Below are 19,428 nucleotides of genomic sequence, written 5' to 3'. Positions count from 1 at the left end.
ATGCAGCAGCCGGTTTCCGTGCCGAAATTTGCCGACCGTATCGGCTTTGCGCAGTTGACGCGCCGGGCCTTCGAAGGTGTCGATTTGCAGCCGTTGCGCGACCAGCTCGTCGTCCGGATCACGGAGGGGACGGCGCAGGCCGGCGAAGGCCTGGATCTGTCGCTGATCGTCCAGCTCCTTGGCGACAAGGCGGCGGGGCTTGCGATCCAATCGGAGGTGCTGACCTTCCATCAGTTGTTTCGTACGCCCAGCGCGGCTCCGAAACCGGGCTTGCGCGTGCTCGCGCTTGCAGCCGACATCGACATGGGCGGCAACACGCCGATCGATTTCCTGCTCGAAGGTTCCGACATCGAACTGTTGACGCTCTACGTGGTCAAGGGCGTCGGTCTGCCCGAGAACTTGCCCGAGCACGACGTCGCCATCGTGATTGCATCCGATTCCGAGGAATGCCGGGACGCGCTCGCGCTGATCGAGAAGGCCGCACCCGAGTGGCCGCGGCCGCTGCTCAATCGCCCCGATCTCATCGGCAACCTCGATCGCGACAAGTTGTATCGGCTGCTGACGGGTGTGCCCGGCCTAGACATTCCCGCGACCGTCCACGCCACACGCGAGCAATTGTCGGATCTTGCGCAGGGGCGAATCGCCTGCGAGGCCATCGCGGACGAATTGCACTTTCCGATGATCGCGCGGCCGCGCGGCTCACATGCCGGTGTCGGGCTCGCGAAGCTCATTGATGCGGCGGCGCTCGCGGCCTATCTCGCCGAACGGAAAGAGCAGGACTTCTTCGTCGCGCGCTTCGTCGACTATGTTAGCCCCGACGGGCTCTACCGCAAATATCGCCTCGCTATGGTCGACGGCAAGCCTTACGCCTGCCACATGGCGATCGCCGATCGCTGGGACATCTGGTATCTCAACGCCTACATGGCGTTCAGCGAGGAGAAGCGGGCCGAGGAGGCCGTCTTCATGCTCGACTTCGACCACGCCTTTGCCGCGCGCCACAAGAGCGCGCTCGAGGAGATGAGCAGGCGCGTCGGCCTCGACTATTTCATCGTCGACTGCGCCGAGAACCAGAACGGCGAGCTCCTGGTGTTCGAAGCCGACAACACCGCCGTCGTGCACAACATGGATTCGCCGGTCGTGTTTCCGTACAAGCCGCCCCAGATGCGCAAGATATTTGCGGCGTTCACGGCGATGCTGTCGCGGCATGCGCGAGCGGGCAAGGGAAGCGCAACATGAACGAGATCATCCGCAACACCCAAAGCTCCGTCACCCACACCTCGCTCGATCCGCAGGACTGGAGCGAATTTCGCGCGCTGGCCCGTCGCATGTTAGACGAGGCGATCGATGGCATCGCCAATGTTCGTGCGCGCCCCATCTGGCAGCCGATCCCCGACGAGGTCCGCGCGGCATTCAAAGCCGACGTGCCGCGCGAGGCGAGCGACCTTGCCGATGTCTATCGTGAATTTGCCGCGCATGTCGCGCCCTATGCGACCGGCAACGTCCACCCGGGCTTCATGGGCTGGGTCCATGGCGGCGGCACCGCGGTCGGCATGCTCGCGGAGATGCTGGCAGCCGGCCTCAATGCCAATCTCGGCGGACGCGACCACATGCCGATCGAGGTTGAGCGCCAGATCGTCGCGTGGATGCGCCGCCTGTTCGCCTTTCCGGAAGACGCGAGCGGCATCTTCGTCACGGGCACGTCGATGGCCAATCTGATGGCGGTGCTGGTGGCACGTACGAACGCACTCGGCACGCTGGCGCGCCAGCACGGTATCGGCAATGACGGCGCACTGTTTACGGCCTATACGTCGCACGCTGCACATGGCTGCATCTCGCGGGCGATGGACATTGCCGGGCTCGGCACGGATGCGCTACGCAAGATCGGTGTCGATGCCGATCATCGCATCGATGTTGCCGCGCTGCGCGCGCAGATCGCTGTTGACCGCGAGGTCGGCTTCAAGCCGTTCCTGGTGGTCGCGTCTGCGGGTACGGTCGATGTCGGCGCGATCGACGATCTCAGAACAATCGCGGAGCTGTGCCGCGAGGAAGGGATCTGGTTTCACGTCGACGGTGCCTTCGGTGCGCTCGCAATTCTCTCGCCTGAGCTCGCGCCACTGCTCGGCGGCATCGAGCTCGCCGATTCCATTGCGCTCGATTTCCACAAATGGGGACAGGTGCCGTACGATGCCGGCTTCCTGCTGGTGCGCGACGGCGAGCAGCATCGGCAGGCCTTTGCGCAGCCGGCGGCCTATCTCAGTCGCGAGGCGAGGGGGCTTGCGGCCGGCACGGTCTGGCCCTGCGATCTCGGCCCTGATCTGTCGCGCGGCTTCCGCGCGCTGAAGACCTGGTTCACGCTGAAGACGTTCGGGACCGATCGCCTCGGCGCGGTGATCGCGCGAAGCTGCGCGCTGGCAAAATATCTGGAGGCGCGCATTCTGGCCGAGCCGCGGCTGGAATTGCTGGCGCCGGTGAACCTCAACATCGTCTGCTTCCGGTATCGCGCAGGCGACGCGGTCAACCGCGAGGTTGTCGCCGACATCCAGGAGTCCGGCATCGCGGCACCGTCGAGCACGACGCTGGACGGCAAGTTCGCGATCCGCGCGGCGATCGTCAATCATCGCACCGAGGAAACAGACATCGATGCGCTGGTTGCGGCCGTGCTCAAGTTCGGCGCGCAGCGCAGCGGCGGCCTGATCGAGGTCGAGGCGCCGCCGCTCGCGGCGCAGTGACCACGAAACGCCGATGAAAACGAACCCGGAGCTGATCCGGGCCATTGTCGTTCAGGCAGGATGCGGCTCGATCAGGCGGCCGAACTGACGTCGCCGTTCGGATGGGTGGCTTTGTACTGATCGCGCAGCTTGTCTTCATAGGCGATCAGCTTGCGGGCCTCCTTGAGGGCCCGATAGAGGTCGCCGCTCATGATGTTGTTGTTGATGCCTTCGATGATCGGCCAGGAGCTCGGCACCGCGGTGACGATGTCACGCACGAGATTGAAGTAAGTGCCGTGCTGGGTCTGCGGATCCGGCGAAATGTACATCAGCTGAACCGCCAGATAGACGAGCTTGGCGGGGGTGTCGGCGGTCTCCGGCGTGAGGATGTCGCGCTCGCGCAGGATCGGCACGTTCTCGCCGTCGATCAGAAGACGTGCGCGCTGGTCCGTGTTGGTGATCACGGAGTTGCCGACGATGATCCGTTCGTGCGGTTTAAGCTCGACCTTGAGAGCCATGCCTGTTCTCCATCAATTGTTTTGTAACGAACTCCTGCGCGCCCACGCGATGACGGCAGTCGGCTCTGATTTGGAGCTGATCCTTGCCGAATGTGGTTAACGGGTCGTAAACGCCGGAAATTGCGGTAAAAAACTTAGCATTTTCAGGTGATTGAGTGCTGTCGAGACCGCGGCGGGGAAGCTCTCGATAGGCCGATTTGGGGCGCGACGCGAACAAACCGGAGATTTCATTTCACGGATTGTTAGAGGCTTGGACGCACGGTCCGCCGGTCGTTTGATCAATCTCGGTCAAGCAGGACGCGTAGCTACCAGAAAGGTAACAGTATGTCCGGTATCGTTCTCTCCTCCTCGGTTCGCCAGAACCTGCTCTCCCTCCAGTCCACCGCCGACCTCCTCGCCACCACGCAGTCGCGTCTGTCGACCGGCAAGAAGGTGAACTCGGCGCTGGATAACCCCACCAACTTCTTCACCGCCCAGTCGCTCGACAATCGTGCCAGCGACATCAACAACCTGCTCGATGGCATCGCCAACGGCGTGCAGGTGCTGCAGGCCGCCAACACCGGCATCACCTCGCTCCAGAAGCTGCTCGACTCCGCGAAGTCGATCGCCAATCAGGCGCTGCAGACCACGGTCGGTTATTCGACCAAGTCGAACGTCTCGACCACGATTGCTGGCGCGACGGCCTCCGACCTGCGCGGCACCACGACTTACACCAGCACGACCGCGCTCTCCAACGTGCTGTTCTCCGGCGCTGCCGGCGGCGCGACGGTTGCGACCGGAACGACGACGCTCGGCGGTGTCTCGGCTGCCCTGACCGGCTCGGCTGCAGTTGCCGGCGACGGTACGACCGCCTTCAGCGGCGCCTTGAAGCTGGCCGGTACCGCCGGTGCGACGACCATCGCCGCCAACGGCGCTCCCACCGATGGCGAAACGCTGACCGTGGATGGACACACGATCACTTTCAAGGCCGCGGACGTTCCGACCGGGGCGAATATCCCGTCGGGATCCGGTACCATCGGCAATGTCCTCACGGACGGTAACGGTAACTCAACCGTCTATCTTGGCGCTACGGCTGCGACGGGTACTGCGCAGGACCTGCTGAATGCCATCGACATTGCCAGCGGAGCTCAGACGGTCTCGATCGCCAGTGGCGCTGCGACCCTGAGCGGCGGCGCAACTGCTAACAGCATTGCTGCCGGCAAGGTCACCCTGAACACGGGTACCGGCGCTGACCTCAGCATTTCCGGCAGGTCCGACCTTCTGAAGGCCCTCGGCCTGACGGGCGCGGCGGGCAGCGGCCAAGTCACCGTCACCCAGGCGCGCTCGACCGCTTCGACCACGCTCGGAACCCTGATTCAGGACGGATCGACGCTGAACGTGGACGGCAAGACGATCACGTTCTCGAACGCGAAGACGCCCACGACAGTCGCAACGGGCTCCACCCAGGTCGGCAATCTGGTCACGGATGGAAACGGCAACTCGACCGTTTACCTTCAGGCCGGCAACGTCAACGACGTTCTGAATGCCATCGATCTCGCGACCGGTGTGCAGACCGTCAAGACGGCGGGTGCTTCCGGTGCCCTGCAGACGACCGCAGGCGCCAAGAACTCGTCGATCGTGGCCGGCGCGCTCAACCTCTCGACCGGTGCGAACGTGGATCTATCGATCACTGGCACCAAGAATGCGCTGTCGGCGCTCGGCCTGACGGGCTCGACCGGCACCGGCACCGCCTTCACGGCGAGCCGTTCCGCGGCGTCGGGTGGCATCTCGGGCAAGACCTTGACCTTCTCCTCTTTCAACGGCGGCGCGGCGGTCAACGTCACCTTCGGCGATGGCACTGGCGGCACGGTCAAGACGCTCGATCAGCTCAACACGCAGCTTCAGGCCAACAACCTGACGGCCACGATCGACGCCAACGGCCTGCTCACGGTCTCGGCCACCAACGACTATGCGTCCTCGACGATCGGATCTGCCGCCGCTGGCGGCACCATCGGCGGCACGATCACTTCGACCCTGACCTGGTCGAACGCGACCGCGCCGGTTGCTGATGCTGTTGCCCAGGCGACCCGCACCAACCTGGTGTCACAGTACAACAACATCATGACGCAGATCGACACGACCTCGCTGGACGCGTCGTTCAACGGTGTCAACCTGCTCAACGGCGATCAGCTCAAGCTTGTGTTCGACGAGACCGGCAAGTCCAACCTGAGCATCACCGGCGTGACCTTCAACTCGAAGGGTCTGGGTCTGGCTGGTCTGGTGCAGGGCACCGACTTCATCGACAACGCCGCGACCAACAAGGTGCTGACCAAGCTGAACACGGCCTCGAGCACGTTGCGCTCGGAAGCCTCGACGCTCGGTTCGAACCTCTCCGTCGTGCAGGTGCGTCAGGACTTCAACAAGAACCTGATCAACGTGCTCCAGACCGGCTCGTCCAACCTGACGCTGGCCGACACCAACGAGGAAGCGGCCAACAGCCAGGCGCTGTCCACCCGCCAGTCGATCGCGGTCTCAGCGCTATCGCTGGCCAACCAGTCGCAGCAGAGCGTGCTCCAGCTGCTCCGCTAATAAGCGTCTGAAATCGCAATCAAGTCATGGCGGCGGGGCTTCGGCCCCGCCGCTTTCTTTTTGCGCAGCCGATCGAGAGGTGGTCTGGCGGCTCTGAAAAAGTAGCTGTTGGTTATGGTTAACAGGGAGCAAACGCCGAAAAAACGTGAAGAGTTTCAGGTCGATCGTCACCGGCATCGACTCGCTTCCGCTGCCTTATGGTGAATCGGCGCTTACGGCTCGTGAGCAGATTTCATCCTTTGTTAGCCATGTCCGCGCAAGCTGTGCCCGTCACTCGATCCGAAGCGATCGAACGAAGACGCGTAAACCAGAAGGGTAAGAGTTATGTCCGGTATTGTTCTCTCTGCGTCGGTTCGCCAGAACCTGCTCTCTCTCCAGTCCACCGCCGACCTCCTCGCCACCACGCAGTCGCGTCTGTCGACCGGCAAGAAGGTGAACTCGGCGCTGGATAACCCCACCAACTTCTTCACCGCCCAGTCGCTCGACAATCGTGCCAGCGACATCAACAACCTGCTCGATGGCATCGCCAACGGCGTGCAGGTGCTGCAGGCCGCCAACACCGGCATCACCTCGCTCCAGAAGCTGCTCGACTCCGCGAAGTCGATCGCCAATCAGGCGCTGCAGACCACGGTCGGTTATTCGACCAAGTCGAACGTCTCGACCACGATTGCTGGCGCGACGGCCTCCGACCTGCGCGGCACCACGACTTACACCAGCACGACCGCGCTCTCCAACGTGCTGTTCTCCGGCGCTGCCGGCGGCGCGACGGTTGCGACCGGAACGACGACGCTCGGCGGTGTCTCGGCTGCCCTGACCGGCTCGGCTGCAGTTGCCGGCGACGGTACGACCGCCTTCAGCGGCGCCTTGAAGCTGGCCGGTACCGCCGGTGCGACGACCATCGCCGCCAACGGCGCTCCCACCGATGGCGAAACGCTGACCGTGGATGGACACACGATCACTTTCAAGGCCGCGGACGTTCCGACCGGGGCGAATATCCCGTCGGGATCCGGTACCATCGGCAATGTCCTCACGGACGGTAACGGTAACTCAACCGTCTATCTTGGCGCTACGGCTGCGACGGGTACTGCGCAGGACCTGCTGAATGCCATCGACATTGCCAGCGGAGCTCAGACGGTCTCGATCGCCAGTGGCGCTGCGACCCTGAGCGGCGGCGCAACTGCTAACAGCATTGCTGCCGGCAAGGTCACCCTGAACACGGGTACCGGCGCTGACCTCAGCATTTCCGGCAGGTCCGACCTTCTGAAGGCCCTCGGCCTGACGGGCGCGGCGGGCAGCGGCCAAGTCACCGTCACCCAGGCGCGCTCGACCGCTTCGACCACGCTCGGAACCCTGATTCAGGACGGATCGACGCTGAACGTGGACGGCAAGACGATCACGTTCTCGAACGCGAAGACGCCCACGACAGTCGCAACGGGCTCCACCCAGGTCGGCAATCTGGTCACGGATGGAAACGGCAACTCGACCGTTTACCTTCAGGCCGGCAACGTCAACGACGTTCTGAATGCCATCGATCTCGCGACCGGTGTGCAGACCGTCAAGACGGCGGGTGCTTCCGGTGCCCTGCAGACGACCGCAGGCGCCAAGAACTCGTCGATCGTGGCCGGCGCGCTCAACCTCTCGACCGGTGCGAACGTGGATCTATCGATCACAGGTTCGGGCAACGCATTGTCCGCACTCGGCCTGACTGGCTCGACCGGCACCGGCACCGCCTTCACGGCGAGCCGCGCCGCGTCGGCCGGCGGCGTCTCGGGCAAGACCTTGACCTTCACCTCCTTCAACGGCGGCACGGCGGTCAACGTCACCTTCGGCGATGGCACCGGCGGCACGGTCAAGACGCTCGATCAGCTCAACACGCAGCTTCAGGCCAACAACCTGACGGCCACGATCGACGCCAACGGCCTGCTCACGGTCTCGGCCACCAACGACTATGCGTCCTCGACGATCGGATCTGCCGTCGCTGGTGGCACCATCGGCGGCACGATCACGACCTCACTGACCTGGACGAACGCGACGACGCCGACCGTCGACGCAGTTGCCCAGGCCACCCGCTCGAACCTGGTTGCCCAGTACAACAACATCATGTCGCAGATCGACACGACGTCGGTGGACTCCTCCTTCAACGGCGTGAACCTTTTGAACGGCGATCAGCTCAAGCTGGTGTTCGACGAGACCGGCAAATCGAGCTTGAACATCACCGGCGTGACCTTCAACTCGAAGGGTCTGGGTTTGGCTGGCCTGGTGCAGGGTGTCGATTTCATCGACAACGCCGCGACCAACAGGGTGCTGGCCAAGCTGAACGCAGCCTCGAGCACGCTGCGTTCGGAAGCCTCGACGCTCGGTTCGAACCTCTCCGTCGTGCAGGTGCGTCAGGACTTCAACAAGAACCTGATCAATGTGCTCCAGACCGGCTCGTCCAACCTGACGCTGGCCGACACCAACGAGGAAGCGGCCAACAGCCAGGCGCTGTCGACCCGCCAGTCGATCGCGGTCTCAGCGCTATCGCTGGCCAACCAGTCGCAGCAGAGCGTGCTCCAGCTGCTCCGCTAATAAGCGTCTGAAATCACGGAACTAAAACCGGCGGCGGGCTTCGGCCCCGCCGCTTTTTTCGTTCGTGCAAAAGCTCGATGGAGCCCGTGTTCCGAGCCGGTGAGGGCGCTAACCCTGCATTAACCCTATCCCTTAAGTCGCCGTTAACCATACTTTAAAGGACAGCCCCTAAAACTCGACAAAAGCCCGCTTTCCAGATCGGCGAGCCCGATTCGTATCCGGTTCAAAAGGAAGACCGCCAATGTCCAACATCGTTCTCTCGGCGTCAGTTCGCCAGAACCTGTTGTCGCTGCAATCAACGGCCGACCTGCTCGCCACCACCCAGTCTCGACTGTCGACCGGCAAGAAGGTCAACACGGCGCTGGACAACCCCACCAACTTCTTCACCGCGCAGGGGCTGGACAATCGGGCGAGCGACATCAGCAACCTGCTCGATGGGATCAACAACGGTGTGCAGGTGCTTCAGGCGGCCAACACCGGCATCACCTCGCTGCAGAAGCTGATCGACAGTGCCAAGTCGATCGCCAACCAGGCGCTCCAGACCACGGTCGGCTACTCGACAAAGTCGAACATCTCGACCACGATCCCCGGCGCGACGCCCGCGGATCTGCGCGGCACCACGAGCTACACTTATGCGACGGCGACCGGCAACGTCGTCACCAACGGCACGGCCGGCGGTACGACTCCGATCACCACTGGCACCACGCTCGGTGGCATTTCGCAATCCCTGACCGGTAACGCCGCTCCCGACGGTGCCGGCACCGCTGCCAGCCTGGCTACGGGTCTGACTCTGCTAGGTACACCGAGCGCCACTACCATCGCGACGAACGGTGCTCCATCGGACGGCGACGTCCTCATCGTCGACGGCAAGACCATTACCTTCAGGGCCGGGGCTGCACCTGCGGTCGCCAACGTTCCCGCCGGCTCCGGCAAGAACAACAACGTCGTCACCGACGGTAATGGCAACTCCACGGTTTACCTCGGAACAAACGCTTTGCCGGCTGCAACTGTCCAGGATGTGATGGATGCGATCGATCTCGCAAGTGGCGTGCAGAAGGCTGCGATCGCGGGCGGCACCGCAACCCTGTCGAACTCCTCGGGCACCAACGCTTCCATCGCCGGCGGCCAACTCACGCTCACCACCGGCACCGGCGCCGATCTCAGCATCACCGGCAAGGCCGACTTCCTCAAGGCGCTGGGCCTGACGACCGCGACCGGCTCCGGCAATGTCAATGTGACCAAGGCGCGTCTGACCACCTCAGCCACGCTGGGCACGCTTGTTCAGGACGGCTCCACGCTCAACGTCGACGGCAAGACAGTCACGTTCAAGAACGCGGCCGTCCCTGCCGCCGCGCCGACGGGGTCGACCAAGATCGGCAACATCGTGACCGACAACAATGGCAACTCCATTGTCTATCTCCAGGGCGCAACCGTCCAGGATTCGCTGAACGCGGTCGACCTGGCATCGGGCGCCGGCATCGTCAGCGCCGGCGCTGTGGTCGCGGCGAGCGGATCGTCGCTGTCCTCGGTCGTCAACGGCGCTCTCAAGCTCAGCACCGGCACCACCGCAGATCTGTCGATCACCGGAACGGGCAACGCGTTGTCCGCGTTCGGGCTGACCGGTCCGACCGGCACGGGCACCGCCTTTACCGCGGGCCGCTCGCCGGGTCCGGGCAGCATTTCCGGCAAGACGCTGACCTTCACCTCCTTCAACGGCGGCACGCCCGTGAACGTCACCTTCGGCGACGGCACCAACGGCACGGTCAAGACGCTCGACCAGCTCAATAACCAGCTTCAGGCCAACCACCTGACGGCGACGATCGACGCCAACGGCGTGCTCACGATCACCACCGTCAACGAATACGCCTCTTCGACGCTCGGCTCGGTGACCGCCGGCGGCGCCGTCGGCGGCACGATCACCGGCACGGTTGCCTTCACGACCGCGCAGCCGCCGATCCAGGATCCCGTGGCGCAGACGGCGCGCTCCAATCTGGTCAACCAGTTCAACAACATCCTGGCGCAGATCGACACCACCTCGCAGGACGCTTCGTTCAACGGCGTCAACCTGCTAAACGGCGACACGCTCAAGCTCGTCTTCAACGAGACCGGCAGCTCGACGCTCAGCATCAACGGCGTGGTGTTCAACGCGGCCGGCCTCGGCCTCAGCAACCTCGTCAACGGCGTCGACTTCATCGACAACGGTGCGACCAACAAGGTGCTGGCGAGCCTGAATGCGGCCTCGAGCACGCTGCGCTCGGAAGGTTCCGCGCTCGGCTCGAACCTTTCGATCGTGCAGGTGCGCCAGGACTTCTCGAAGAACCTGATCAACGTGCTGCAGACCGGCTCGTCCAACCTGACGCTGGCCGACACCAACGAGGAAGCAGCCAACAGCCAGGCGCTGTCGACCCGCCAGTCGATCGCGGTCTCTGCGCTGTCGCTGGCCAACCAGTCGCAGCAGAGCGTGCTCCAGCTGCTCCGCTAATCTCGCAGCGCAGGACAATGAACGGGAATATCGCGGCGGAGCTGATGCTCCGCCGTTTTTATGGAGATCGCTAAGACAGGATTAGCTGAGATCGATGCGCATCATGCGAGACGTGTTTACAGCGCGCGTGTGCACATCTAGCTTCGCGATGGAGAGCGACTCTGCGCCCCGTAATAAACCGGAGGGCTTCCAAGCACACACGTAAGCAAATCTTAAGCGGTGCTGCCTAGGGTTGGGAAAGAAATCCTTAAGCGCGTTCAACGGGCTAGGTAAACCTCCAAGGTGTGATTGATGTCGAATTCTGCTGCCTCAGCTTATGCGCGCGTTGCAACGACCACCGCATCTCCTCGCGACATCGAGGCGCAGACTCTGCTCAAGGCCGCGAACAAGTTGCAGGATGCCGTCAACAGCGCCGATCCACTCAGCGAGCAGACCATGCAGGCCCTGATGTTCAACCGCAAGCTCTGGACGATCTTCTTGAGCGAGGCCATGCGTGACACCAATCCGCAGCCGCTCGACGTCCGGCAGAAGATCGCCAACATCAGCGTGTTCGTGCTGAGCCAGACCGCAGCATTGCAGATGAGCCCGCAATTCGATCACTTCCGTCCGCTTATCGAGATCAACAGGAATATCGCTGCCGGTTTGTCCGGCCGACCGTGATCGCGAACATCATGAGCTCTCGACCGTCGTTCTCACAGGCCAAGCTCGACGCCTGAGCGTCAGGCGCTGCGGTCGGTGCTGAGCGGACGCGAGTGTTCGGACTTCAGATCAAGCGCATGGAAATAGGCCCGCCGGCGCAGCATCGCTTCGTCGGGAAACTGATTGACCACCGCGTCGGTCCTCTCGTTGACGACCTGGAAGACGAAGGATGCGGCCGCCTGGTCGAACACGACCTGACGCGAGACATTCTCGTGGTGCGGCAAATCATTGCGCACGGGCGCGCCCGTATCGCTCGCGGCGACCGTCTGGCTCACCGGCAAATCAGTTTGCACAGCCTCGTTCGCCGCCGCGTTCGACGTCGTTACGATCTGCACGGGGGCCGGGATCCCCACCGGCCGGATGCTGAAATCTGTACTCATGGCAGCCTCCTGGTTGCCTTGCTTGAGTCAAATCCCAACCCCTCTAATCGCGCAAGCATGGAACACCAAGCCTGAAGCTCCGGTTAGGGAACATGCCTAACCGCGCGACGACATCGCCGCGCGGTTTTTTATAAAATTGTCTCTTGTTATTGCGGGCGCTCAGAGCGAGCGGCTGACCGCGAGCGGTGTGATGTGGCGCGGGCCGGGAGCCGCGCGACGACCGGCCGCGGTATAGGTGTTCGGCACGTTGCGCTTCTGGATCTCGGCATTGACGCCGCGCACGACGCTCTCGGACACGGCGTGTGCGGTGGCGAGCACGGTGAGGTTGACCTGAAGCATCGCGCGGAACGCATCGTGGTGGCGATGCAGCGTCGAGAGCAGCTCGGGCGCGGATTTCGCGAGCTGGACCTGGTTCGCCTTCAGCTGGCTGACGGCGCCGACATAGTTTCGCGACAGCTCCTGCTTCTTGCCCTCGAGCGTCATCGCCTCGTGGACCTTGCCGGCGCGCACGAGCTCGGTCTCGCGCTCGATCAGTCCGAGCAGGGCGCTCATCGCATCCATCAGGTTCTCCGCGAGCTTGCGGGCCTCGGCGCTGCCGGGCGCAATATTCGGACGCTGCGCTTGCATCGGCTGACGTGAGGCGTTGAAATGGTTCATCTCGTTTAACCTTATGCCGTGCGGATCGTTTTCGCCTGCTGCATGATCAAGGTGCGGTAGACTTCGTTGGCGATGCCGACGCCGCCGGCCTTGGCGAAGTTCTTGGAATATTGCTCCGTCAGCATCGAGCGCCACACCCCGGTGCCAGGCGTGTCGCCGAACGGGCCTTCGCCCTTCAGGCCGGAGGTCATCTGCGAGAACATGCTGTTGAGGAACATCGCCTCGAAATCGGTGGCGGTCTTCTGCGCCTTGGCCTGCTGTTGCGGCGAGACCTTTTGCAGGGCGCTCGCGAGCTCGAAGTCCGGCCGGCCGTTGCGGCTCTCGACCGAGAAGGCCGAAGAGGTGGCGACGCGCGGGGTGTTGATCGTACTGGTCTGCATCACATCACCTCGATGTCGGCTTCGATCGCACCGGCGGCCTTGATCGCCTGGAGGATGCTGATCATGTCGCGGGGACCAATGCCGAGACCGTTGAGGCCGTCGACGAGCTGCTGGAGCGACACGCCGTCCTTAACCACGGCCAGCTTCTTGCCGTCCTCGGTGACAGTGACGGCGCTGCGTGGCGCGACCACGGTCCGTCCCCGCGACAACGGGTTGGGCTGGCTCACCTGCGGGCTCTCGGAGATCGTGACGGTGAGGTTGCCTTGCGCGACCGCGACGGTGGCGACGCGGACGTCACGGCCCATCACGATGATGCCGCTCCGCTCGTCGATGATGATCTTGGCGGCGAGATCGGGATCGACCTGGAGCTGCTCGATCTCGGTGAGAAAGGCGACGACGTTGCCCTTGAACTCCGGCGGGATCGACAGCTGCACCGTCGAGGGGTCGATCGGCTCGGCGGTCTTGACGCCGAGATAGTCGTTGACGGCGGCCGCAATGCGCTTGGCGGTGGTGAAGTCGGCATTGCGCAGGGCCAGACGCACGTTTGGCAGGCGATTGAGTGCGAACTCGATTTCGCGCTCGATGATGGCGCCGTTGGCAATGCGCCCCACGGTCGGCACGCCGCGCACGATTTTCGCCGCTTCGCCCTCGGCCTGGAAGCCGGAGATCGCGAGCGAGCCTTGTGCGACCGCATAGACGTTGCCGTCGGCACCTAACAGGGGTGTCACGAGCAAGGTCCCGCCCTGCAGGTTCTTGGCATCGCCGAGCGCTGAGACGGTGACGTCCATGCGCGTGCCCTGTGTGGCGAACGCCGGCAGGTTGCCCGTCACCATCACGGCGGCGACGTTGCCGGTGCGGATGGTGGCGCCGCGGATGTTGACGCCCATGCGCTCGAGCATCGCTTGCAGCGACTGCTTGGTGAACGGGATGTTGTTGAGCGTGTCGCCGGTGCCGTTGAGGCCGACGACGAGGCCGTAGCCGATGAGCTGGTTCTGCCGCACGCCCTCGATGTTGGCGAGGTCCTTGATTCGCGATGTCGCGCTTGCAGGCGTGACCGAGAGCGCCAGCGCTGACAGCGCGGCACAGGCCACCCCAACAATCCTCACCCACCGAACGCCTGACATCCTCTGCTCCCCAAGGCTCCTAAAAAGGCTCCTCAAATCGAAGGACCGGCTGCGACACTCCCATGACGAGCTGGTCCGGCGCTTTCCTTGCGAGCGCTGTGCCAACCCGGGGCAGCGAGGGTAGGTGGCTGAATAGGTTGAATAAATCTGTTTCGATCGGTGTCAGCCGACGTTCGCCCTGAGGAGCGAAACTGCCGCCTGTCGGCAGATTTTGCCGAGCCGTTTACGCGCCGTTAACCATAAAACGGCGAAGGTGAGGCATCGATCACCCGGATTGCTGCGATGCGCATCTACGGACCGAACGGCACCACGCTTGGAGCGCCGGCCAGCCAGGCCAGGCGGACGGGATCCGGCACCTTCGTCCTGCCCGACACCTCGTCGGCGCAGGAGACGCGGAGTGCTGCGGCGCCGAAAGCTGCCGCCAACATCGATGCGCTGCTTGCACTGCAAGGCGTCGACGAGGATCCGGTCGAGCGCCGCAAGCGCTCGGTCGCCCGCGGTAGGACCGCACTCGACGTGCTCGACGATCTCAAGATGGGGCTCCTGTCCGGCAATCTCGACGCGTCGACCGTGATGCGGCTGCGCGATGCCGCAGCGAACCTCAAATCGTCGTCGGGAGATTCCGGTCTCGATGCTGTGCTTTCCGAGATCGAGCTGCGCGTCGAAGTCGAGCTCGCCAAGGCCGGGCAGGCGTAGCCCTTACGCCGCTTCCTCCTTCTGCTGTGAATCGTAGCGGCGCTGGGCGGCGAGCACGTCCTTCAAATTCTGCTCGGCCCAATCGCGCAGGGGATCGACCGCCGCCGCCAGCGTCAGCCCGAGCTGCGTGATCGAATATTCCACCGTGACAGGCACGGTCGCGATGGCACGGCGCCGGAGCAGGCCGTCGCGTTCGAGCGATTTGAGAACCTGACTCAGCATCTTCTGTGAAATGCCCTCGATCGTGCGGCGCAATTGATTGAAGCGCATCGGCTCCTCGCGCAGCAGCAAGAGGATCAGCACCGCCCATTTGTCGCCGATGCGATCGAGGATCTGGCGCGTCGGACAGTTCGCTGCATAAACGTCGGGTTTCATCGTCGGGTCCTCGGATTCCATTCTGACCGTTTGCGAATAGGCATGCCGGTTACTCCAGCGTTATCAGGTAAGCACAAAGTGCTCTCTTAACACCAGCATTCTTTGCGATATCTAGTAACCACTAGTTACTATAACAGCAAAGGAGCCTTCCATGAAAATCGCAGTCGCCGGCGCCTCGGGCCGGGCCGGGTCGGAAATCACCAAGGAACTGTCCCTTCGTGGCCATACGGTTACTGCTATTGCCCGCAATCCGGAAAAGATCGCGGCCCTGCCGAACGTCACGCCCACCAAGGGCGAGGTGCTCGATCAGGCCGGCCTCGCGAAGCTGTGGGCCGGACACGACGTCGCCGTGAGTTCCGTGCACTTCCTGAGCAGCGATCCGCTCAAGCTGATCGGCGCGGCGAAAGACTCGAAGGTGGGCCGTTACATCGTCGTCGGTGGCGCTGGCAGCCTAGAGGTCGCTCCGGGCGTGAAGCTAGTCACGACTCCCGGATTTCCCGCCCAGTACAAGGCCGAGGCCGAGAAGGGTTCCGCCTTTCTGGACCTGTTGCGGCAGGAAAAGGACCTGAACTGGACCTTCATCTCGCCGTCGGCGCTGTTCGTCGAGGGCGAGCGGACGGGCAGGTTCCGGCTCGGGACCGACCAACTTCTCGCAGATGCGAACGGCAAGAGCTGGATCACCTTCGCCGACTACGCCATTGCGCTCGCCGACGAGATCGAGCGGCCGGCCCATCTGAGGCAGCGTTTCACGGTCGGTTACTGAGCCGGCAGCCGCCCCCGGGTCTTTGCGGATAAACGTTCTTGTGCAAGGACTTGGGGGTGGCCCCCGAGCGATCAGGGAAATATTGTCTGTCATAGGAGGCCGCTATATAAGGCCCCGCTCAACGGACCCCGTTCCGTTTGCGAGTCGTTGCTTAGACAGATAGGCCACCCTTGGAAAAGTTGAAAAACTACCGACCGACCGACAAAGAGCCTTTCATGAACGACCGGCAGAAGGAGTACTTCCGATTGAAGCTCCTCGCCTGGAAGGATGAGATCCTCAAAGAGTCCAAGCTCACCCTGCAAGCCCTGCAGGAGGAGAACGTGAACCACCCCGATCTTGCCGATCGGGCTTCGTCCGAAACCGACCGTGCCATCGAACTCCGCGCCCGCGACCGCCAGCGCAAGTTGATCTCCAAGATCGACGCCGCGCTTCAGCGTATCGAGGACAACACCTATGGTTATTGCGAGGAAACCGGCGAGCCGATCTCGTTGAAGCGGCTCGAGGCCCGGCCCATCGCGACGCTCTCGGTGGAAGCGCAGGAGCGCCACGAGAAGCGCGAGAAGGTCTATCGCGACGAATAGAGCCCGAGCCGCAGAGTTGCGGCTCTTTGTTTTTGGACGCAAGGCGCCTTTGGGCGTCGCGATTGGCGTTTTGCCTGTCGCTTGAAAGCCGCGCGCTTCAATGCGAGGGCGCAATCGCGAAAAGAGAATCGCGATCAACGCTCTAGATTCGATTCCTCCGGGCTCACGTGAGGTCGGATGAGAAACAGCCTTCACTTCAGGTGCGGGAGGTTTTGCGAGTCGCATCAACGAGATCGACTCGGATGTTGAGGCGTTGATCCAGCAGCATCAAGGATCGCTGTAATCACGATTCGGGCGCCGGTCGCGGGGGCCCGCAAGGCGCGCGCCCCATAAGGCCCAGACCAATTCAATATTTCCTTAAACGCGGGGAGCAGCCCGTCAGCCGACCGCCGCCCGCGCTTGTCAGGCCGGAGCGGGGATGCTGAAGTGTCGCCATCGAATGCGTAGCGTGGGAGGCGGCGCCGATGGACAGGATTCTCGAAGCCGCAAAGGCGATCGCGCTGGCGCGCCGCAACCATGCGCCGCTCGCGGCGCTGAAGCGTCCCCCGGCCGATGAAGCCGAGGGCTATCAAGTCCAGCGTGCCCTGCACGATCTCCTGCTGCCCCATGTCGGGCCGCTCGTCGGCTACAAGATCGGTTGCACCAGCCAGGTGATGCAGGACTACATCGGCATCCCGCATCCCTGCGGCGGCGGCGTGTTCCAGAATGGCGTCCACGAGAGTGGCGCGAAGCTCGCCGCCTCCAACTATGTCCGTGTCGGCGTCGAGTGCGAGATCGCGGTCCGGCTGAAGCGTGACCTTGCCGCCGGCGAGGCGCCGTTCACCGCCGAATGGGTCGGCGAGGCCGTCGAGGCCTACCATCCCGCGATCGAGATCGTCGACGATCGCTACGTGAAGTGGGAGACGATGGGCGCGCCGACCCTGATCGCCGACGATTTCTTCGCCGCCGGCTGCGTGCTGGGACCCCTGGTTCCGCGCTCGTCCGTGCCGGATCTGATGGCGGTGAAAGGCCGCGCCATCGTCAACGACGAGGAGGTGAGCCAAGGCACCGGCGCCGACGTGCTCGGTCACCCCCACAACGCGCTCGCCTGGCTCGCCAACCACCTTGCCGCCGAAGGCAAGGGCCTGCACGCGGGGCAACTCGTGCTCACCGGCAGCCTGGTGAAGACGCTCTGGCTGAAAGCCGGCGACAAAGTGCGGATCGAGCTGGACGGGCTGGGGACGGTGGAGGCGGAGTTTACGTGAGGCGTTGCGGCACCCTCCGCAGTCGTTCCCCGCGAAGGCGGGAAATCCCGTAGGCCAAGGCCTTTCGGTTCATCACTGATGTCTCGGAATACTGGATCGCCCGCCTTCGCGGGCGATGACAGTTGAGAGAGCAGACCGCGGTCGGCCAAGCTCGTCATTGCGAGGAGCTCTTGCGACGAAGCAATCCAGGGTCTCTCCGCGGAGACAGTCTGGATTGCTTCACTGCGCTCGCAATGACGGAGTATGGGAGCACGACTTCGTTCTTTCCATTGAGACCACGCCTTCTCATCCTCGCGGCATCTTCCGCCCGAGTCTTGCAATCGTCTCGCCCTCCTGAAGAAGGCGCAGGGAAGGCCGGGCGCCGGCTGGCACCCGCAATCCCGTGTGCGAAGGATACGCGCACGGGTGGATCACAGGTGACGCCGGGGACATCCCGGCCTTCCCTGCGCGAATGGTTTTAACGGTGTCCTTCGTGCTCTCCTCGGGGAGCCATGCACTATTGCCCCCGTCGCCTTGCGGATGGCTGATGCGCGCACCCGGTCGGGCAGTTCGCATCACCGCACGGCTTGACGCACAGACCCCGGGCGTCAGGACCACACGACTTCTCCGTCCGCGCGCATCCTCGCCGGACCCTCGATGGCTGGCGTGCGCTCACCATCGAGACCTGCGCGAAAACGCTGTCAGCGTCGTGTCGTATCGCCCACCCGGCTGCTCACGGAATTCCCGCCCTGCAACCAACATTGCGCGCCGACGCCGTCGCGGCCACCGCATTCCATCCCGCGTTCCGTGACGATCGCGATACGCCCTCTTGTGGGTGGAACAGAACAAGAACATAATGAGGCGACCGGAGCGAGTCAATCAGGAATTTTCAAAAATCCGAAATTGCGGAGGGGCGATTTGAGCTTTGATAGCAAAACTGCTATAAGTCACGGAGCGGGAAATGACCGGCCGTAAGCCGACAATTTGGATTGGCTCGTCCCTGCACGATCTGCGCGCATTTCCGGACGAGGTTCGCCGCGTCATGGGATTTGCGATCGACGATGCGCAGAACGGTTCGGAGCATCCGCGCGTCAAGGCGTGAAAGGATTTGGTGGGAGGAGCGTGCTTGAAGTGGTCGATGACTTCGACGGCGACACCTTCCGGGCGGTCTACACGGTTCGCTTTGCCGGCAGGATCTATGTTCTTCATGCTTTTCAGACGAAGTCGAAGAGGGGAAGCGAAACGCCTAAGCATCACATCGACCTCATCAGGGCGCGTTTGAAGCTCGCCGAGGCTCACTACCATGAGAATTACGTCAAGGAAGACCGCAAATGAGCGATGACAAGAACATCACAGTCGGCAGCGATAATGTGTTTGCTGATCTCGGCTTTGCCAATCCCGAGGAGGAACTGCTCAAGGCCAAGCTCGTTCGTGAAATTCGCGATATCCTCAAGCGTCGGAAATTCACTCAGGCAAAGGCCGCAGCTTTGTTGGGTCTGAAGCAGCCCGACGTTTCCAGCCTTGTCACCGGGCGTGTCGGCAAGTTCTCGATCGAACGTCTGGTGCGCTGCCTGGATCGGCTGGACTACAAGGTCGATTTGGTCGTGCGTCAGAAGCCGCGGCGCGGCTCGTCGCGGCAAGCCGCTGCTTGAGCAATCAACTGAGTGTCTTTCCGCGGCGACAGTCTGGATTGCTTCGCAATGACC

20 protein-coding genes are annotated in these 19,428 nt (G+C 63.1%); 13 read left to right on the top strand and 7 right to left on the bottom strand.

Features of this window, described 5'->3' with window-relative positions:
- Together LRP30_RS26945 and LRP30_RS26940 are read left to right on the top strand one after the other, a co-directional pair.
- Window positions 1–1,236, top strand: coding sequence for a hypothetical protein (locus LRP30_RS26945; RefSeq protein ID WP_128932805.1), 1,236 nt, complete (start codon window positions 1–3; stop codon window positions 1,234–1,236).
- A complete protein-coding gene (locus tag LRP30_RS26940) occupies window positions 1,233–2,729 on the top strand; it encodes an aspartate aminotransferase family protein (RefSeq protein WP_249756695.1) in 1,497 nt (498 codons plus the stop codon). The genes LRP30_RS26945 and LRP30_RS26940 overlap by 4 nt, the downstream gene beginning before the upstream one ends.
- Before the next feature lie 71 nt (window positions 2,730–2,800).
- On the opposite strand, the gene flbT is transcribed toward LRP30_RS26940, so the two are convergent.
- On the bottom strand, window positions 2,801–3,226 hold the full coding sequence (gene flbT / locus LRP30_RS26935) for a flagellar biosynthesis repressor FlbT (protein WP_128932807.1): 426 nt from the start codon (window positions 3,224–3,226) through the stop codon (window positions 2,801–2,803).
- A 324-nt stretch (window positions 3,227–3,550) separates the two neighbouring features.
- Between flbT and LRP30_RS26930 the strand changes: the two genes are divergently transcribed.
- Window positions 3,551–5,794 carry a DUF1522 domain-containing protein gene (locus LRP30_RS26930; RefSeq protein ID WP_249756694.1) on the top strand — a complete coding sequence of 748 codons (2,244 nt, stop codon included), beginning with the start codon at window positions 3,551–3,553 and terminating at the stop codon, window positions 5,792–5,794.
- Between the two features lie 24 nt (window positions 5,795–5,818).
- On the opposite strand, the gene LRP30_RS26925 is transcribed toward LRP30_RS26930, so the two are convergent.
- On the bottom strand, window positions 5,819–5,971 hold the full coding sequence (locus LRP30_RS26925) for a hypothetical protein (protein WP_164940658.1): 153 nt from the start codon (window positions 5,969–5,971) through the stop codon (window positions 5,819–5,821).
- A 147-nt stretch (window positions 5,972–6,118) separates the two neighbouring features.
- Between LRP30_RS26925 and LRP30_RS26920 the strand changes: the two genes are divergently transcribed.
- The 3 genes from LRP30_RS26920 to flaF all read left to right on the top strand — a co-directional run bounded on the left by LRP30_RS26920 (window position 6,119) and on the right by flaF (window position 11,504).
- A complete protein-coding gene (locus tag LRP30_RS26920; protein ID WP_249756693.1) occupies window positions 6,119–8,362 on the top strand; it encodes a DUF1522 domain-containing protein in 2,244 nt (747 codons plus the stop codon).
- Window positions 8,363–8,603: 241 nt separating this feature from the next.
- A complete protein-coding gene (locus LRP30_RS26915; protein ID WP_128932810.1) occupies window positions 8,604–10,844 on the top strand; it encodes a DUF1522 domain-containing protein in 2,241 nt (746 codons plus the stop codon).
- A gap of 291 nt (window positions 10,845–11,135) precedes the next feature.
- On the top strand, window positions 11,136–11,504 hold the full coding sequence (flaF, locus tag LRP30_RS26910) for a flagellar biosynthesis regulator FlaF (RefSeq protein WP_027560338.1): 369 nt from the start codon (window positions 11,136–11,138) through the stop codon (window positions 11,502–11,504).
- Window positions 11,505–11,563: 59 nt separating this feature from the next.
- Here flaF and LRP30_RS26905 read toward each other — a convergent pair whose 3' ends face one another.
- From LRP30_RS26905 to LRP30_RS26890, 4 genes are all read right to left on the bottom strand, one after another.
- A complete protein-coding gene (locus LRP30_RS26905) occupies window positions 11,564–11,923 on the bottom strand; it encodes a hypothetical protein (protein WP_128957223.1) in 360 nt (119 codons plus the stop codon).
- Between the two features lie 159 nt (window positions 11,924–12,082).
- Window positions 12,083–12,580: a hypothetical protein gene (locus tag LRP30_RS26900; RefSeq protein ID WP_091898034.1), complete on the bottom strand. Its 498-nt coding sequence runs from the start codon at window positions 12,578–12,580 to the stop codon at window positions 12,083–12,085.
- 11 nt (window positions 12,581–12,591) lie between these two features.
- The gene (gene flgJ / locus LRP30_RS26895) at window positions 12,592–12,960 is read right to left on the bottom strand and encodes a flagellar assembly peptidoglycan hydrolase FlgJ (RefSeq protein ID WP_164940572.1); all 369 of its coding nucleotides are present in this window, start codon (window positions 12,958–12,960) and stop codon (window positions 12,592–12,594) included.
- Window positions 12,960–14,084: a flagellar basal body P-ring protein FlgI gene (locus LRP30_RS26890; protein WP_128932813.1), complete on the bottom strand. Its 1,125-nt coding sequence runs from the start codon at window positions 14,082–14,084 to the stop codon at window positions 12,960–12,962. The genes flgJ and LRP30_RS26890 overlap by 1 nt, the downstream gene beginning before the upstream one ends.
- A 282-nt stretch (window positions 14,085–14,366) precedes the next feature.
- On the opposite strand from LRP30_RS26890, the gene LRP30_RS26885 reads away from it, so the two are divergent.
- On the top strand, window positions 14,367–14,780 hold the full coding sequence (locus LRP30_RS26885; protein WP_128932814.1) for a flagellar assembly protein FliX: 414 nt from the start codon (window positions 14,367–14,369) through the stop codon (window positions 14,778–14,780).
- Window positions 14,781–14,783: 3 nt separating this feature from the next.
- On the opposite strand, the gene LRP30_RS26880 is transcribed toward LRP30_RS26885, so the two are convergent.
- Window positions 14,784–15,155, bottom strand: coding sequence for a helix-turn-helix domain-containing protein (locus LRP30_RS26880; RefSeq protein ID WP_128957225.1), 372 nt, complete (start codon window positions 15,153–15,155; stop codon window positions 14,784–14,786).
- A gap of 151 nt (window positions 15,156–15,306) precedes the next feature.
- On the opposite strand from LRP30_RS26880, the gene LRP30_RS26875 reads away from it, so the two are divergent.
- From LRP30_RS26875 to LRP30_RS26855, 6 genes are all read left to right on the top strand, one after another.
- The gene (locus LRP30_RS26875) at window positions 15,307–15,918 is read left to right on the top strand and encodes an NAD(P)-dependent oxidoreductase (protein ID WP_128957226.1); all 612 of its coding nucleotides are present in this window, start codon (window positions 15,307–15,309) and stop codon (window positions 15,916–15,918) included.
- Between the two features lie 215 nt (window positions 15,919–16,133).
- Window positions 16,134–16,499: an RNA polymerase-binding protein DksA gene (gene dksA / locus LRP30_RS26870; protein ID WP_128932817.1), complete on the top strand. Its 366-nt coding sequence runs from the start codon at window positions 16,134–16,136 to the stop codon at window positions 16,497–16,499.
- Between the two features lie 464 nt (window positions 16,500–16,963).
- On the top strand, window positions 16,964–17,743 hold the full coding sequence (locus LRP30_RS26865) for a fumarylacetoacetate hydrolase family protein (protein WP_128957227.1): 780 nt from the start codon (window positions 16,964–16,966) through the stop codon (window positions 17,741–17,743).
- Window positions 17,744–18,683: 940 nt separating this feature from the next.
- Window positions 18,684–18,824 (top strand): hypothetical protein, encoded by a 141-nt coding sequence (locus tag LRP30_RS45270; protein WP_338025648.1) that lies wholly within the window; start codon window positions 18,684–18,686, stop codon window positions 18,822–18,824.
- A gap of 20 nt (window positions 18,825–18,844) precedes the next feature.
- Window positions 18,845–19,057 (top strand): type II toxin-antitoxin system RelE/ParE family toxin, encoded by a 213-nt coding sequence (locus LRP30_RS45265; RefSeq protein ID WP_346016177.1) that lies wholly within the window; start codon window positions 18,845–18,847, stop codon window positions 19,055–19,057.
- Window positions 19,054–19,374 (top strand): helix-turn-helix transcriptional regulator, encoded by a 321-nt coding sequence (locus tag LRP30_RS26855; protein ID WP_128957229.1) that lies wholly within the window; start codon window positions 19,054–19,056, stop codon window positions 19,372–19,374. The genes LRP30_RS45265 and LRP30_RS26855 overlap by 4 nt, the downstream gene beginning before the upstream one ends.
- Window positions 19,375–19,428: the final 54 nt, after the last annotated feature.

Source organism: Bradyrhizobium sp. C-145 (assembly GCF_023375135.1).
GTDB lineage: Bacteria > Pseudomonadota > Alphaproteobacteria > Rhizobiales > Xanthobacteraceae > Bradyrhizobium > Bradyrhizobium zhanjiangense.
The sequence above is the reverse complement of the archived record's forward strand: the minus strand, read 5'-3'. Positions and strand labels throughout refer to the sequence as shown.